The sequence below is a fragment of the Streptomyces alboniger genome, assembly GCF_008704395.1.
Lineage (GTDB): Bacteria > Actinomycetota > Actinomycetes > Streptomycetales > Streptomycetaceae > Streptomyces > Streptomyces alboniger.
In genome coordinates, this window is record NZ_CP023695.1 from 3,988,910 (window position 1) to 4,003,193 (window position 14,284).

General features: G+C 68.4%; 13 protein-coding genes and 1 tRNA gene. 8 read left to right on the forward strand and 6 right to left on the reverse strand.

Going from position 1 to position 14,284, the window contains the following annotated elements:
* Positions 1-23 precede the first annotated feature (23 nt).
* Positions 24-1,478, reverse strand: a complete 1,455-nt coding sequence (locus CP975_RS17710) for a serine/threonine-protein kinase (protein ID WP_150477094.1) — start codon at positions 1,476-1,478, stop codon at positions 24-26.
* Between the two features lie 59 nt (positions 1,479-1,537).
* A complete protein-coding gene (locus tag CP975_RS17715) occupies positions 1,538-2,086 on the reverse strand; it encodes a helix-turn-helix domain-containing protein (protein ID WP_055527494.1) in 549 nt (182 codons plus the stop codon).
* A 182-nt stretch (positions 2,087-2,268) separates the two neighbouring features.
* On the opposite strand from CP975_RS17715, the gene CP975_RS17720 reads away from it, so the two are divergent.
* The 3 genes from CP975_RS17720 to CP975_RS17730 all read left to right on the forward strand — a co-directional run bounded on the left by CP975_RS17720 (position 2,269) and on the right by CP975_RS17730 (position 4,746).
* A tRNA-Ala gene (locus tag CP975_RS17720) sits at positions 2,269-2,341 on the forward strand.
* 1,077 nt (positions 2,342-3,418) lie between these two features.
* Positions 3,419-3,856, forward strand: coding sequence for a hypothetical protein (locus CP975_RS17725; protein ID WP_055527493.1), 438 nt, complete (start codon positions 3,419-3,421; stop codon positions 3,854-3,856).
* On the forward strand, positions 3,853-4,746 hold the full coding sequence (locus CP975_RS17730) for a Crp/Fnr family transcriptional regulator (protein ID WP_055527492.1): 894 nt from the start codon (positions 3,853-3,855) through the stop codon (positions 4,744-4,746). Before CP975_RS17725 ends, CP975_RS17730 begins: the two co-directional genes overlap by 4 nt.
* A gap of 41 nt (positions 4,747-4,787) precedes the next feature.
* On the opposite strand, the gene CP975_RS17735 is transcribed toward CP975_RS17730, so the two are convergent.
* On the reverse strand, positions 4,788-5,276 hold the full coding sequence (locus CP975_RS17735) for a winged helix-turn-helix transcriptional regulator (protein WP_150477095.1): 489 nt from the start codon (positions 5,274-5,276) through the stop codon (positions 4,788-4,790).
* Between the two features lie 88 nt (positions 5,277-5,364).
* On the opposite strand from CP975_RS17735, the gene CP975_RS17740 reads away from it, so the two are divergent.
* Positions 5,365-6,066: an SDR family oxidoreductase gene (locus tag CP975_RS17740; protein ID WP_055527490.1), complete on the forward strand. Its 702-nt coding sequence runs from the start codon at positions 5,365-5,367 to the stop codon at positions 6,064-6,066.
* A 54-nt stretch (positions 6,067-6,120) separates the two neighbouring features.
* Positions 6,121-6,546: a tautomerase family protein gene (locus CP975_RS17745; protein WP_055527488.1), complete on the forward strand. Its 426-nt coding sequence runs from the start codon at positions 6,121-6,123 to the stop codon at positions 6,544-6,546.
* 43 nt (positions 6,547-6,589) lie between these two features.
* Here the strand turns inward: CP975_RS17745 and CP975_RS17750 are convergent, their stop codons facing one another.
* The 3 genes from CP975_RS17750 to CP975_RS17760 form a co-directional block, all read right to left on the reverse strand.
* Positions 6,590-7,882 (reverse strand): MFS transporter, encoded by a 1,293-nt coding sequence (locus CP975_RS17750; protein ID WP_055527487.1) that lies wholly within the window; start codon positions 7,880-7,882, stop codon positions 6,590-6,592.
* A 147-nt stretch (positions 7,883-8,029) separates the two neighbouring features.
* Positions 8,030-8,839: a 2OG-Fe(II) oxygenase gene (locus CP975_RS17755; protein ID WP_055527485.1), complete on the reverse strand. Its 810-nt coding sequence runs from the start codon at positions 8,837-8,839 to the stop codon at positions 8,030-8,032.
* Between the two features lie 39 nt (positions 8,840-8,878).
* Positions 8,879-10,498 carry an ABC-F family ATP-binding cassette domain-containing protein gene (locus CP975_RS17760; protein ID WP_055527484.1) on the reverse strand — a complete coding sequence of 540 codons (1,620 nt, stop codon included), beginning with the start codon at positions 10,496-10,498 and terminating at the stop codon, positions 8,879-8,881.
* Between the two features lie 712 nt (positions 10,499-11,210).
* Here CP975_RS17760 and CP975_RS17765 point away from each other — a divergent pair.
* From CP975_RS17765 to CP975_RS17775, 3 genes are all read left to right on the forward strand, one after another.
* On the forward strand, positions 11,211-12,101 hold the full coding sequence (locus tag CP975_RS17765; RefSeq protein WP_425474256.1) for a ThiF family adenylyltransferase: 891 nt from the start codon (positions 11,211-11,213) through the stop codon (positions 12,099-12,101).
* A 100-nt stretch (positions 12,102-12,201) separates the two neighbouring features.
* Positions 12,202-13,527, forward strand: a complete 1,326-nt coding sequence (locus CP975_RS17770; RefSeq protein ID WP_055527481.1) for an ABC transporter substrate-binding protein — start codon at positions 12,202-12,204, stop codon at positions 13,525-13,527.
* Between the two features lie 8 nt (positions 13,528-13,535).
* Entirely contained in the window at positions 13,536-14,282 is a 747-nt protein-coding gene (locus CP975_RS17775; protein ID WP_055527480.1) for a class I SAM-dependent methyltransferase, read from the forward strand.
* The last annotated feature ends 2 nt before the right edge of the window (positions 14,283-14,284 follow it).

Sequence of the window (14,284 nt, forward strand, 5' to 3'; positions counted from 1 at the left end):
GCCCGCCCCCGGACTTCCAGCTGTCAGAGCTGCGTCAGCGCCCAGATCCCGACCGTGAGGCAGACCAGCGCGACGAACAGCATCGGGACCGCCACCTTGGCGGGCGGGCCGGGGCGCCTTCGCGCGGCGGGGGAGAACGGTGCGTAGGACTGGGGCTGGGAGGTTGCCTGGTTCCGGGGTGGGAGCTGGACGGTCCAGTGGGTTGTGGCCTGGGGATGGGTTGTGGGCTCCGGAGGGGGTGCGGCCTGGTGGTTCGTGGCCTGATGGGTCGTGATCTGGTGCGGCGCGGGCGCAGGGGCAGGTGCAGGCGCCTGCGTGTGTGCGGGCTCGGGCGAGGGGGCCCGTAGAGGGGGCGGCGTGGGGGGAGTGGACGGGTGGGGTGGCCGCTGGGGCGGGGCCAGGTGGAAGGCGTCGGCCTCCGAGCTGGGGTGACTGACTGCCGGGGTCGGGGCGTGGGCCGGCGTCGGCGGTGGGGCGGCCGGCGGCGTCGGTGCGGGCCGCGAGGGGGACTGTGCCGGGGCCGGGAAGGGATCGGGGTGGTTCGGCTGTGGTGGGAGGTGTACGTGAGCGGGCGCGGGTCCCGGGCGAGGCGCGGAGGCGAGGGGGCCGTCGGGGTCGAAACCCGTCGGCAGCGGCGCGAGTTGGTCGAAGATCTCGACGAGTTCGTCGTCCGGGCCGGGCTCGGGCAGCATCTCGGCGGCACAGGCCAGCGCCTTGCGCGCGCCTGTGGCGGTGCGGAAGCGCGTCCGGGGGTCGGGCTGGAGCAGGGTTGCGATGACCTGCCAGAGCGGTTCCGGGATGCCGCTCGGGGCGCTGGGGGTGCCGTGCTCGGCGAAGTGCTCGATCAGCGCCTTGGCGTCCGGTTTGGCGCCTTCCAGGAGATACAGGGCGACCAGGCCGACGGCGAAGAGGTCGGCGGTGAAGTCGGGCTCGGCGCCCATCATCTGCTCAGGAGCGAAGTAGCCGGGTGTCCCGACCACGTAGTCGGTCTCGGTGAGCCGGGGCTCTCCCTTGCGCATCGAGATGCCGAAGTCGGACAGGCGCAGATGCGGGCGCCCCGCGCCGGTGGCTTCGAGCAGGATGTTGGCCGGCTTGATGTCGCGGTGGACGACGCCCTCGGCGTGCACGGCCGCGAGACCGGAGAGGAGCTGGTCGAGGAGCGTACAGGCGAAGCGGAGCGGCAGCGGGCCGTAGTCCCCGATGACATGCGCCAGCGAGCCGCCGCCGACCAGGTCCATGGTGAACAGGACCTTGTCGTCGTCGGCGGCCCAGCTGGCGGGCGCGAGTACATGGGGGTGGTCGATCCGCAGGGCCTGTTCCCGTACGAACCTCAACAGGGCGTGCGCGTCGCTCTGTTGCAGGACCTTGGCGGCCACGTACCGGTGGCGCCGGTGGTCCCAGGCGCGCCAGACCGCACCGACTCCCCCGTGCCCGATCGGGTCGACCAGCTCGTACCGGCCGGCGAAGACCTCACCCATGGTCGCGCTCCGCTCCCCTTCCGGGCCGCGCGGCGGCCCGGTCGACGGATCAGCCTGTGTCAGCTTTGGTGCGCCTCGTAGTGGGCGACCGCGTCCGCGGTGCGTCCGGCGCCGTACACCCGGAGGAACTCTGCCAGTTCCGGATGGGTGGGGGCGAGGGAGTCCGCGGCGTCGATGATGTCGCCCGCCGCCGCGACGGAGCGCAGCAGCGACTGGATCTCGCGCACGACGCGCTTGACCGTGGGCGCGCCCGAACTGGTCGCCGTCTGGGCGGTGTTCGTGAGGACGGAGCCGCCCTGGGACTTCTTGATCTCGTCCATGCGGTCGGTCGCCTCCGCGGCGCTCACGCTGCCGTCGGCGACCTGGCCGGCCAGTTCCTGGAGGAGCTGGACCCGCTGGACGACCGCGGGGTTGCCGATCTTGGCACGCTGACCGCTCATCAGCTGGGAGAGCATGGGCGCGGACAGGCCGAGGACTCCGGCCAGGCGTGCCTGGTTCAGGCCCAGATCATCGATGAGGCGACGGAAGAGCGCCCCCAGCGGCTCCCCGTACCAGTTCCGCTGGAGCTCTCGTGCTCTCGCGGTGGTGTCCTGCTGTGCGGCGTCCATTGCGTCTCCCCATCGCTTCCCCTAAGACCGCGGTTCGCTGCCGCGAACCACGTCGTGCATCTTACGGAGCGTGGTCGTGGACCGGGACCCCCAATCCTTTTGCGGGATCCGGGGGGAGACCCGGTACTCTGGTCTGCGACGCACGCCGGGAGGTGATTCTTCCGGTCCGGTGCATCGTTCTCGGGGCCTTAGCTCAGTTGGTAGAGCGCTGTCTTTGCATGGCAGATGTCAGGGGTTCGACTCCCCTAGGCTCCACAGTCCGAGAGCCCCCCTGACCTGCGGAAACGCGGGTCAGGGGGGGGCTTTTCGTTTTCCTGACGTCAGCGCTCCGTGGCAGCCGTGTCGGCCGCGGCCCGATCTGCCTGGCGTCCCGCGCCCCGCGTCCCGGGCGATTCGTTACTCGTGCTGCCGGCCCCGCTGCCGAACCCTCGCTGCCGAACTTCCGCTGCCGGGCTCATGCTGCCGCACTCATGCTGTCGACGGAGCGTGGCCAGGCGTCGAAACCGGCATACACGTGCACAAGGACTCTTATGCTGACGTTTCGCCTGCACATTCGATTACTGGCGAGTACATTCTGATCGCGTCGGGTGATGAAGAGCGCGGCATCTTACAACCTGTAGCCGATTTCGCAATCTCGGAGGAGGATGCCTTTGGTCCCGATTTCTCCATTTGTTTGATCTGCATGAGGAGTCGTGATCGAAATCGGGGCGGAAGCTCTCGTTCAGGTGATCAACGGGAAGCGGGTCCGGGGTGCGGCTGCGGATTTCGTTGCCGGCCATCTGGTGTGAGCTGGGGAAATACGAAGGGCCCCGCCGTCGGCGGGGCCCTCGTGACGATGAACATCGGGCACCCGAAGGGGGCCAACCCTCCGGGCAAATGCCCGATGATGCTGAGCGAAGGCCAGTCCAGGGCCTGTGTCCAGCACTGGATATGTAACCGAACTTGGTGCCTCGTTATGCCTTATCCGGAGGGATTTTGGGGGCCGACGCGGCCAAAGCCCTATGCCTACGGGTTTCTTGACGCCCAAACAACCCCCTGAATCCCTGATAAGTGGCCGTTTAGTGGACTTGCCATGCTTCGCCGTTTGATCTTCAAATCCCTCTCGGGAAGCCTTAGTTGGGCACGTTGTCGGTCTTCGGTACCCTCTGCGATTAACCGGTCGATGGAGCCTGTTACGCGGGTGCCGAAGCCCGGCCATTGCAAGAAGAGCGATGAACAGTCCAGCGGCATCCGGCACCCGTGCCGGGCTCGTCCTCCCTCCGGCATCAGCCACCGGAGGGAAGCCGGGCAGCAGCCGCGATCCCTGCCCGTCCAGCACCGGGAGAACTGCTCGTGTCCGCCACGGCTCCGTTGGTCGCCCTCTTGGCGATCTTTCTGATCGTCTTCGCGACGATCGCCTTCGTCGTCCACCGCTTCCAGTCCAAGCCCGTCCGCGTCGCCGCCATCGTCACCGCGATCGCCACCCTGGTCGGCGCGCTGGTCCCCGTCACGCGGATCCTGATGGAGCCCCCGCCCGAGCCCGAGGCCGACCTCGTCCGGCTCGTCGTCCTCGTGGCGATCTTCCTGATCGTGTTCGCGACGATCGCCTTCGCCGTCGACCGGCTCAAGTCGGCGCCGGCCCGTGTGGTCGCCGTCATCGTCGGAATCGGCACGCTCGTCGGATCGATGGTGCCGATCACCAAGGTCCTCACCGAGCCCCCGGCTCCGCCCGTGGCCGCGCACACCGTCGCCGGGCCGCTCCACGCCGAGATCACCGCGGGGCTGCTGTGACCGACAGCCGCACCAGGGGCGACGAGCCCGACAAGAGCATCACGGCCAGGTCACGCGTGACCGTCGCCCCCAATCCACCTGCCCTCCCCAGCTCGTCCGTCGTCCCCAGCCCATCCGCCGTTCCCCGCCCGGCCCCGGTGTACGAGATGGCCGGCGCCGGCACCGTCGAGCCCCGCAGCGCGCGGGCGCTGCGCGTGTTGCAGTACTACTACCTACAGCAGGGCCTCAACCACGAGGTCGCTGACGAACTCGCCCGCTTCAGCATGCTGTACCGGCACCAGCGTTCCGCCGAGCCCGAGCCGCTGAACTCCCACCACGTCGAGTTCGTACTGTTCGGCACCGTGCTGGTCAACGGGCGCATCTGGGGCGGGAACTACCTCCTGGGCAACCTCGACCTGTTCACCGATGTGCCGTCCGTCAACCGGCTCGAACAGGTCCAGTTCCTGTCCGCCACGCGTACCGTGCGCATCCCGCGCAAGGCCCTGCGCTCCGTCGCGGTGCGCAATCTGTCGGTCGTCCGTATGGTCCACCAGCGTCTGATGACCTACGTCCTGGAGTTCGAGGACCTCTACGGCACGGACGCCTGCAAGCCGATCCACCGCGTCGCCCGGCTCCTGTTCCACCTCATGTACCAGCAGGGACTCGGTGCCAAGATCCTCTCCGGCGCTCTGGACCCCCACGTCGTGACCGGCCCCACCCAGCGTGACTTCGCCAACGCCCTCGGGCTCGGCGTCTCCACCGTGGAGAAGTCCCTCAAGGAACTGCGCGAGCACGAGATCCTCGCCGACACCTCCAACGGCCGGATGAACCGGACCTACCGCATCCTCGATCCCGCCGAGCTGCGCGCGATCGGCCTGGGCGCGACCCTCCCGGGCACCGGGGGCGCGTAGGTGGCGTATCAGCCGGGCCCCGCCCGCCCGGCCCGCATTCGCTAGTCGCCCTGCCACTCCGGGTTCAGCCGGATCTCTATGGCGTCGGATGCCGTCTGCGGCACCGGCTCGGCGGTCACGCTGACTCTCGTGGTGCGGCCGGTGGCGGCCTCGACGAACGAGAGGGGCGGGCGGCCCCCCTGGAGATACTTGTCGCCCCACTGCATCAGTGACAGGAACACCGGCAGCAGGTCCTCGCCGGCCGCGGTCAGCCGGTACTCGTCGCGGGCCCGGCTACCCGCCTCCTGATACGGGGCACGCGCGACGACCTCCGCGGATTCCAGCTGTTTGAGTGCCCGGGACACCGCGGGCGCGGAGGCCCCGATCCGCGTCACGAAGTCCTCGAACCTGGTGGTGCCGTAGAAGCACTCGCGGATGACCAGGAACACCGTCTTGGTGCTCAGCAGGCCCAGCACCCGCTCCGCCGAACAGCCGTCACCGATCGACCAGGCATCCCGGTCACGCAGCCGCTCCTCGAACTCCATCGCCATTTCGGCATTGTAACTAACGCTTGCGTTACCCAGCGGAATCGTGCTTCCTTTCTAGCTAACGATGACGTTACTCAGGTGGGAGGCTCTGATGGTGGCGGTAGCAGGCAAGGTGGCCGTGGTGACCGGCGGCCGACGGGGACTCGGCGCGGCGCTCGTGGACGAACTGCTGGCGCGCGGCGCCCGAAAGGTGTACTCCACCGCGCGCGCCCCGTACGTGGATGACCGCCCCGAGGTGGTCACCGCCCGGCTCGAGGTCCGCTCGGAGGAGTCGGTCGCCGACTTCGCGCGGGGCGCCGCGGACGCCGAGATCGTGTTCAACAACGCGGGCGTCCTGCTCCCGGCCCCCTTGCTGACAGGCGAGCTGGAGGGGGCCGACGAGATGTTCGACGTCAACGTCTTCGGACCGCTGCGGGTCACACGGGCCTTCGCGCCGATCCTGGCCGCCAACGGCGGGGGCGCGTTCGTCCACATGCACTCCGTACTGTCCTGGCTGGCCGGCAGCGGTGCCTACGGGGCGTCGAAAGCCGCGGCGTGGTCGCTCACGAACTCGCTCCGACTCGAACTGGCCGCCCAGAACACGCAGGTGGTCGGCGTACACGCGGGCTTTATCGACACCGACATGGTCGCCGCCATCGGGCAGCCGAAGGCCGAGCCCGCCGAGATCGCCGCGCGGATCGTCGAAGGACTTGAGGCCGGGGAGGCGGAAGTGCTCGCGGACGACGTCACCGGCAGGGTCAAAGCGGCGCTTTCCGAGCCCGTGGAACACCTCACCTTCTCAGCCACGGGCTGACTCCCATCCCCCCCGGGGCCCCGCGCCCCACGACCCGAGGAGCACCGAACCGCCATGCCGCTGTGGACCATTCACCACACCCCCGGAATCTTCACCGACCACGACAAGAGCCGGCTCGCCGCCCGCATCACCGACCACTACGAGAAGGTCGGGCTGCCCCGGTTCTACGTGGTGACCCTTTTCCAGGAAATGCCGGCCGCGGACTTCTACGTCGGCGGGGAACCCACCCCGGCCGGTGTCCGCATCGCCATCGACCACATCGCCCGGCGCAACCCCGACCAGGAGACCCGCCGCCGAACCGCCGAGTGGATCCGGGGAATGCTCCAGCCCTACTTCGAACAACACGCGGGACTGCACTGGGAGTTCCACGTCGACGAGACCAGCCGGGACCTGTGGATGATCAATGGAATGGTGCCACCCCCGGAAGGCTCGGACGCCGAGAAGGGCTGGGCGCGGCAGAACGCGGCATCCCCCTACTGACCGGTCCGCGGCCCGGTGGCGGCCGGGCCCCCGTCGCCTCGGGTCAGGTGGCGCTGACCGGCTCGGCCTCATTCACGTCGTACATGCCGAGGTGGCGGTTGAAGACGACCCAGGTGATGGAGGTCGCGAGGCCGCAGGCCGCGATGACCAGGGCCGTGGTGGGGCTGAGGAACTGGGAGACCGTGCCGCCCACGAGCGCGCCGATGGGCTCGAATCCCAGCGTCGTGAAGCGCATCGCTGAGGTGACCTGGCCGATCATGTGCGAGGGCGTCACCATCTGCTTGATCGTCTCGCTCATGACCAGGTTCACGACGATGGCGAAGCTCCACAGGAACATTCCGGCGGCCACGGACAGGAACTGGAGAACGGAGGAGCCCAGCAGTTCGGAGCCGGGGACGAGGAACGCGCCCACGGTGGGTACGACCAGGGACAGGACGTAGAGCAGCCGGGTACGCACCTTGCTCATGAACGTGGAGGCGGCTGTCGCGGACAGGACGCCGCCGAGCCCGCCGGCCGCGCTCGCCAGGCCTACGAGGAGGGGGCTGAAGCCCAACTCCTTGACCACGTAGTAGGTGTAGACGGCGAAGAACATCGCGGTGAAGAAGTTGAAGTGGGCCGCGGAGACGATCACCGGACGCAGCACGCGGTGGGAGAAGGCCCAGGTGAAGCCGGACAGGGCGCCCTTGACCGTCTCCTGCTCGGCATCTTCGTGGCCGGCCTCGGCATCCTCTTCTCCGGTGTTCTTCGCTTCCTCCTTCGCCCCCTTCCTCGTGCTGTCCCCCGACCCGAGCAGCAGCACCGTGCTCGCGATGTAGCTGCACACGTCGGCGACCAGGGCCAGGGGTGCCCCCAGCGCCTGGACCAGGAGGCCTCCCAGGCCCGGGCCCGCGACCTCGCTGACCGCGGTGCTGCCCTCCATATACGAGTTGATCTTGGGGAGCTGGCGGCGGTCGAACGTCAGGACCACGTGCGAGGACAGAGCGGAGTCGTAAAGGAGCGTGAGGGCCCCGACCAGGAAGACGGTGACGAAGAGCAGGGGGATGCTCAGCACGTCGAGCGCGTAGGCCACCGGGATCATCCCGATCAGCAGCAGGCGCAGGATGTTCGCCGTCACCATGACCGACCTGCGCGGGTAGCGGTCGGCGGTCATGCCCACCCATAGCCCCAGCAGCAGCACGGCCAGTGACTCGGCGCTGCCGAGCAGGCCCATCTCGAACGCGGAGGCGTCGAGGGTGCCCAGGGCGAGCAGCGGGATGATGACCACGCTGGCCTGGGTACCGAACAGGGATACGGTCTGGGCAGTCCACAGGCTTCTGAAACTGCTGTCTTTGAGCACGTCGAACTCCTGGCGGCACGCCGGTAGATCTGATGAAAGCGGGGGCGGACATCACCGCACGGCTCTGCCTGTGGTGGCGAGAGCCGTGCGGGGGTCAATAGTCGGCCGCCGGGGCCCGTCGAGGCGAGCCGTATTCCGGAGCGGCCGCTACTTGGCCGTACCGGACTCGGCCGTACCGGACTTGGCCGTGCCGAAGTGGACGGCGACGGAGAAGCGCACCCAGGACCGCGAGCGGATCGTGCACACGCTGTGGTGGTAGCCGGGGTTGATCCGCAGGAGCGCCAGGCGCCCTCGCTCGGGCTGCGTGGCCAGGGCGGCGCCGCTGGGAGCCTCCACGACCAGTTCACCGCCGTCGCCCGCGGACCAGCCGGGCGAGAGGAAGAAGACGAGCCCGAAGCGCCGGTCGTCGAAGGTGTCGGAGTGGCGGCGCAGGTAGTGGCCGGCCTCGTACCTGGCGATGTCGGCCGAGCGGAAGGAGACGCTCTCGCCGAACGCGGAGGAGAACGCGGCGGCCACCTTTTGGCTCTTGAGCGCGGAGATGAAGGCGCGGATGCCCAGGGCGGACCGGGGGATGTCGCGCAGGCAGCCGCTGCGCGAGAAACGCCGCTCGGGGGCTGCCTCGGTGAACTCCTGTTCGCTGCACGGCTTCACGTCGTCATCGGGGGTGAGCAGCCAGTGCTCCGTGTCCCAGGTCGGCAATGCGGCCAGCTCGGAGACGAGGGGGGCGGTCATGTCCGCCGGCATCAAGGGCAGGCTGGTGGCCGGAGCGTCGCTTCCCGGCCGCAGCAGACCGAGCGCTTCCGTCACGGGGGCCGCGGTCAGCATGCCGATCGTCCTGGCGTGGAAGGCGATCGCGGCGTCCCTGCTCATGTGGTCCATCGCAGAAGCGGACTGCTGGTCCGGGACGGAAGTGGACTGCCGGTCCGTGACAGAAGTGGTCTCTGCCGAGTCCTGCATCTTGCCTCTCCTTCGATCGGTAGGGGTCTCGCCAAGGGATCAGCGGACCCTGGTCACCCGGTTCTCGTCCCACACCGGTTCCTGCGTCTGCACGACCTCGCCGTCGGAGCGGAAGAGGAGGTAGCGGTTGAAGGAGCTGGCGAGCCAGCGGTCGTGGGTGACCACGACGACCGTGCCGTTGAACTGTTCGATGGCCTGCTGTAGTGCCTCGGCCGAGACCAGGTCGAGGTTGTCCGTCGGCTCGTCGAGCAGGAGCAGGGTCGCGCCGCCGAGTTCCAGGAGCAGGATCTGGAACCGCGCCTGCTGTCCTCCGGAGAGCGTTTCGAAGCGCTGGTCCGCCGCGGCCGCCAGTTCGTAGCGCGAGAGCATGCCCGCGGCGGCCCCTCGGTCCAGGCCCTCGCGGATGCCCTCACCGCGGCCCATGATCTCTACGAGCGTCTTGCCCGCCCACTCCGGATGCTGGTGGGTCTGGGTGAAGAAGCCGGGTACGACCCGTGCGCCGAGGCGCCAGGAGCCCGTGTGGTCCACGTCGAGGCCGGCCAGCAGCTTCAGCAGGTGGCTCTTGCCGGAGCCGTTCGACCCGAGCACCGCGACGCGGTCCCCGAGGTAGATCTCCAGGTCGAACGGCTTCATGAGGCCGGTCAGTTCCAGCTGCTCGCACGTGATGACGCGCGTTCCGGTGCGCCCGCCCGTCAGGCGGGGGACCACGCGCTGCTCCCGGGGCAGCTCAGGCGGCCGGCCGGCTTCCTCGTACTTGCGCAGCCGGGTCTGGGCGGCGCGGTAGCGGGGCGCCATGGCGGCGCTGATCTTCGCCTGCTCGCCGAGCGTGTGTACCAGTTCCTTGAGGCGTTCGTGCTCCTCGTCCCACCGGCGGTGCAGCTCGGCCAGCCGCTCGCGCCGCGCCTGGCGGGCCTCCTTCCAGCCGGTGAAGGAGCCGCCGTGCACCCAGGTGGTGCGGCCTTCGAGGGCTACGACCTTCGTGGCGACGTTGCCCAGCAGGGCGCGGTCGTGGCTGACGAGGAGCACGGCCTTGTCGGTCGTACGCAACTGCTCCTCCAGCCACCGCTTGCCCGGGACGTCGAGATAGTTGTCCGGCTCGTCGAGGATGAGTACCTGCTCACGCCCGCGCAGCAGCGCTTCCAGGACGAGGCGTTTCTGCTCGCCGCCGGAGAGGGTGTTGACGTCGCGGAAGCGGGCGCGGTCGAAGGGCATGCCGAGCGCCGCGGTGGTCACCACGTCCCAGAGCACCTCGATCTCGTAGCCGCCGGCCTCGCCCCAGGTGCCCAGCGCCTCGGCGTACCGCATCTGGGTGGCCTCGTCGTCGCGCTCCATCAGCTCTAGTTCGAGAGCGTCGATGTCTGCCGCCGCCGCGGCGATCCGCTCGGGGGCGGCGGCCAGCAACAGATCCCGCACGGTCGACTCATCACGTACGGAACCGATGAACTGCGGCATCATCGCCAGGCCGCCCTGTACGTGGACGGCGCCCGCGCGCGGCTTGAGGCGCTTGCCCGCGACGTTGACCAGGGTGCTCTTCCCCGCGCCGTTGTGGCCGATCAGCGCTGCGACCTCCCCGGCGCCCACGGAGAAGCTGACGTCTTCGAACAGTGTCCGCCCGTCGGCGAGATTGCACTCGACACCGTTGAATTCAAGGAATCCCATGATTCTGAGCTTCGTTCTCTCGGCTTTGGAAGATGCGCTGTGTGCGGGCTCGGAATTTCATGTTCCGGTTTTCGTGATCCGCCCAAAGGGTCCACTACCCCTCCCGGGCGTTGCTTCAATCCCCCGTGCCAATCCTTTATTCCCGCCGCAGTATTCCTTCCGCGGTACGGCTCCAAAGGCCCTCACGCGTTTCACGGATCCTGCCTGGAGAGATTGGCGAACACAAGGGAAGAAATGTCCGCATTGAAGGCGTTTAGTGCACTTTGCGTGGAAAATAAAAATCCTGCCCTGAAGATGCTTGACAAGCACCTAGGAGAATGGTGAAGCTTCCTGGCGTCAGAGCAATTCAGTTCCGATGCACATGAGGAGCGACAGTGAACGAGAACGTTACTGAGACCGCAATTCAGGTTGCTACGCAGGAGCAGGATGACATCTTCTTCATCGAGGAGATGGACGTGGCCGACGCCGCTCAGGTGATGGTCCACCGCTGCTGACAATGTGAGTCGGAGGGCAGCCCCGTAAAGCGGGGCTGCCCTCCAGCTCCTTGCACATGTGCGTGTTATTCGCTTCCTGCCTCAAGGATGTGTCGCGGGCTATGCGTGTATGGCTGAACCCTGCCTGGCAACTGGAATCGGCCGGCAGCACGGTGACGTTCCAGGGCGAGAAGAAGAAATACGTCCTTGATGACAGTAAAGGCGTGGTCAGCCGACTGATGGCCGCCCTTGAAGACGGCTGCGAAAACGAAGCCCTGAAAGCGCTGACCAGCCGCGACTCCGACTGCGAAAGCCTCGTCAGAGCCCTGCGCAAACGCGGCCTTCTCATCGAGTCGCCCTCGGGGCCGGCCGGCGACGACAGCATCCATGCCCGTCAGTGGGGGCATCTGGCCCTGCACACCCCCCGCCCTGACGAGGCACAACGCCGTATCTGCGATGCCACGGTCATGGTCATGGGCGTGGGGGGCACCGGCAGCGTGATCCTCCAGCACCTCATCGGGGCCGGGGTCAGGCGCTTCGTACTCGTCGACACCGACAACGTGCAGCTGAACAACCTGAACCGCCAGTTCACCTTCCCCAGGGCGGCCGTGGGCGAACCCAAACTGGACGCGTCCCAATCCTATATTCGTGACCGTGTGTCAGACGCCGAAGTCTCGCTCGTCGACCGGTTCGTCACATCATCCGCGGACATCGAAGAACTCCTCGAAGCGCATACGGACGTCGATGTCATCGCCGTATGCATAGACCAGCCGATAGGCAGCATCTCTGATGCGGTGTCCGAATCTGCCTGGGGTCGGGATGTGCCGTCCATATTCGGTGGAGTGGGTATGCAGCGCGGATTCTATGGGCCGCTCTTCGCGCCCGGGAAATCAACGGTTACTCCGGAGCGGCTCGCCTTTTCCGCGCGCGCGGATGACGCTGGGTCGACTGCCGATTCCGGAGATCTGCGGAGCACGCGCTATTCGTTCGGCCCCCACAACACCATTATCGGTGCCTGGATGGCCGCCTCGATTATTCACCACATCGCGGGTATCACCGAACTCGTCGACTACGACGTACGGAAAATCATCGACTTCGAAACCGGCCGTATCACTGCCCAGACCCGGTAAACAAGCGCCCGGCGCACTGAAGGCCCCGCCGAGCGCGCTTCGCCTAACGGCACGGGTTCGCGCCAAAGACGCGGCGGTATCGCGCCAAAGGGGAAGCGGCATGTCCAAGCCGATCCGAGTGGAAACGGACCTCATCCCGTCGGGCCTCTACGGCGCGGCCGACGACTGGACCGGCCTGACCATCACGCGCCAACTCGCCCGCCCGCTCTTCGTGGAGGGCCCCGGCCGCACCCTGATGCCAGGCCTGTTGCACCAAGCGCAACGCCTGGACGAGAAACGCTGGGACTTCGCCCTGCGGCCCGGTGCGCGATGGTCCGACGGCCTGCCGATCCGCGCTCTCGACGTCGCCCGGCACCTCACGGCGGTCGCCAGGCAGGCCGGCCCCTTCGCCTGGCTCGTGTCGCTCATCGAGCAGATACGGCCCCTCGGCCCCGACCGGCTGCGGCTGACCACCCGCCTCCCCGTGGGCAACCTTCCCGCACTCCTGGCCAACCCCGTCTTCGGCCCCCGGCACAGCGACCCGGCCATCACCAGCGGCGCCTACACCCTGGCCGACGCGCCACCGGGCGAACTCCGCCTGCGGGCAACCGGTCCCGGACCCGATGTCACGTACGTGCTGTCCTCCGACGCCCAGCACGGTCAGCGCCTCTTCGACCGGAGAGCCGTCGACATCACCTGCCCGACGACGTTCCCCGTGCCCCAGTGGGCACGCCGCGCCGACTACCCCGACCTCCAGGTCGACGACCTCGACATCGCCGTCGCCCTCCTGCCGCCGAGTGGCATGGCCGCCGAACGCAAACGGGCCGTCGCCGCCGCCCTCGACCGCCGGGAGCTGTCCCGCAGGCTGCACGGCGCCATCAGCCCACTCGACTCCCTGACCGGGCTGTGGGATCCGGGCCGCCCCGTCCCACCGGCCCGCGCGGCCCGCGAACTGTTCCCGGCGGCCGGGCGCACCCCCATGCGCCTGGTCTTCCCGGACTTCTCACCGAACCGGGAGACGGCCCACGTCCTCGCCGAGCAGATCGGCGACCACACCGGACTCACCCTGCGGCCCGAGGCCATCGACTACCGGGCGTATCTCACCCAGCTCCCCACTACGCACCGCGAAGACTTCCGGCTCGTGCTGATGGCCTCCCCATGGCCCGATCCGGTCTCCCTCCTCCTCCCCTTCACCCGGCGCCCCGCGGCCCAGTTGCCCGGCGGGCCCGCGTCCGCGTTCAAGGACCTCGTGCACCACGCCCTGGCCGCGGACGACCTCGACGACCGGCTCGCCCGCTGCGCGCAGGCCGAGCAGTCGCTCAACGCCACCGGCGAAGTGTGCGTGTTCGGACGGCTCAGGTCGGCGGCCCGGCTCCGCGTGAAGAACTACGTCAGCCCGCCGTCCGGCTGGGCGGACCTGTCGGTATGCGAACCCCCGCAGGACTGAGGACAGCGATGGCAAAGATCAATTATCTCAAGGTCAACGAGCGGTACTGGGACTCCAACAGCGAGCTGTACCACGACGCCCACCCCGAGCACTTCGACGCCGCCCGGCACCCCTCCTGGGGCATCTGGCACCTTCCGGAGAGCGACCTCAGGATCTTCACGGACGACCTTCCGGCCGGCTCCCGGATCATCGACCTCGGCTGCGGCATCGGGCACGACACCGAGGGGTTCGCCCGCGCCGGGTTCCGGGCCTACGGCGTCGAACTCTCCTCCGGCCAGCTCTCGCGGGCCCTCGGCGGGCAAGCCGCGGGTTTCGTCCAAGCCGCGGCGGAGCGCCTGCCGTTCCGTTCCGGAGTCTTCGACGCGGCCTTCTGCGACCACGGCGCGTTCGATTTCTCCCCACCCCGGCGCCTGCTCGAAGAGGCGCACCGCGTGCTCCGCCCCGGCGGCATCCTCGGCCTGTGCACCTACTCCCCGCTCCTACAGATGTGCTTCGACAACCAGAGCGGCACGGTCGGCGAGCACCTCGCGAACCCCTATGGCGACGCCCGGATGAAGTACGGCGGCGACGTGGTCGTCTTCCACTCCACCTACGCGCAGTGGATCGACATGTTCCGGGACTGCGGATTCACCATCGAACGGTTGGTGGAGCCCACCGCCCCCGCCGACGGCGGCACCTACTTCAAGGAAGCCCTGGACCGGGAGTGGGCGGAGAAGTGGCCGGCGGAGGTGCTGTGGAAGGTGCGCAAGGCCTGAGC

Coding starts and splice junctions, on each gene's coding strand:
- CP975_RS17755 (WP_055527485.1), bottom strand. CDS start 8,839: ATGCAGGACTCGGCAGAGACCACTTCTGTCACGGACCGGCAGTCCACT.
- CP975_RS17710 (WP_150477094.1), bottom strand. CDS start 1,478: ATGGGTGAGGTCTTCGCCGGCCGGTACGAGCTGGTCGACCCGATCGGG.
- CP975_RS17735 (WP_150477095.1), bottom strand. CDS start 5,276: ATGGCGATGGAGTTCGAGGAGCGGCTGCGTGACCGGGATGCCTGGTCG.
- CP975_RS17760 (WP_055527484.1), bottom strand. CDS start 10,498: ATGGGATTCCTTGAATTCAACGGTGTCGAGTGCAATCTCGCCGACGGG.
- CP975_RS17715 (WP_055527494.1), bottom strand. CDS start 2,086: ATGGACGCCGCACAGCAGGACACCACCGCGAGAGCACGAGAGCTCCAG.
- CP975_RS17765 (WP_425474256.1), top strand. CDS start 11,211: ATGGCCGCCCTTGAAGACGGCTGCGAAAACGAAGCCCTGAAAGCGCTG.
- CP975_RS17745 (WP_055527488.1), top strand. CDS start 6,121: ATGCCGCTGTGGACCATTCACCACACCCCCGGAATCTTCACCGACCAC.
- CP975_RS17740 (WP_055527490.1), top strand. CDS start 5,365: ATGGTGGCGGTAGCAGGCAAGGTGGCCGTGGTGACCGGCGGCCGACGG.
- CP975_RS17775 (WP_055527480.1), top strand. CDS start 13,536: ATGGCAAAGATCAATTATCTCAAGGTCAACGAGCGGTACTGGGACTCC.
- CP975_RS17770 (WP_055527481.1), top strand. CDS start 12,202: ATGTCCAAGCCGATCCGAGTGGAAACGGACCTCATCCCGTCGGGCCTC.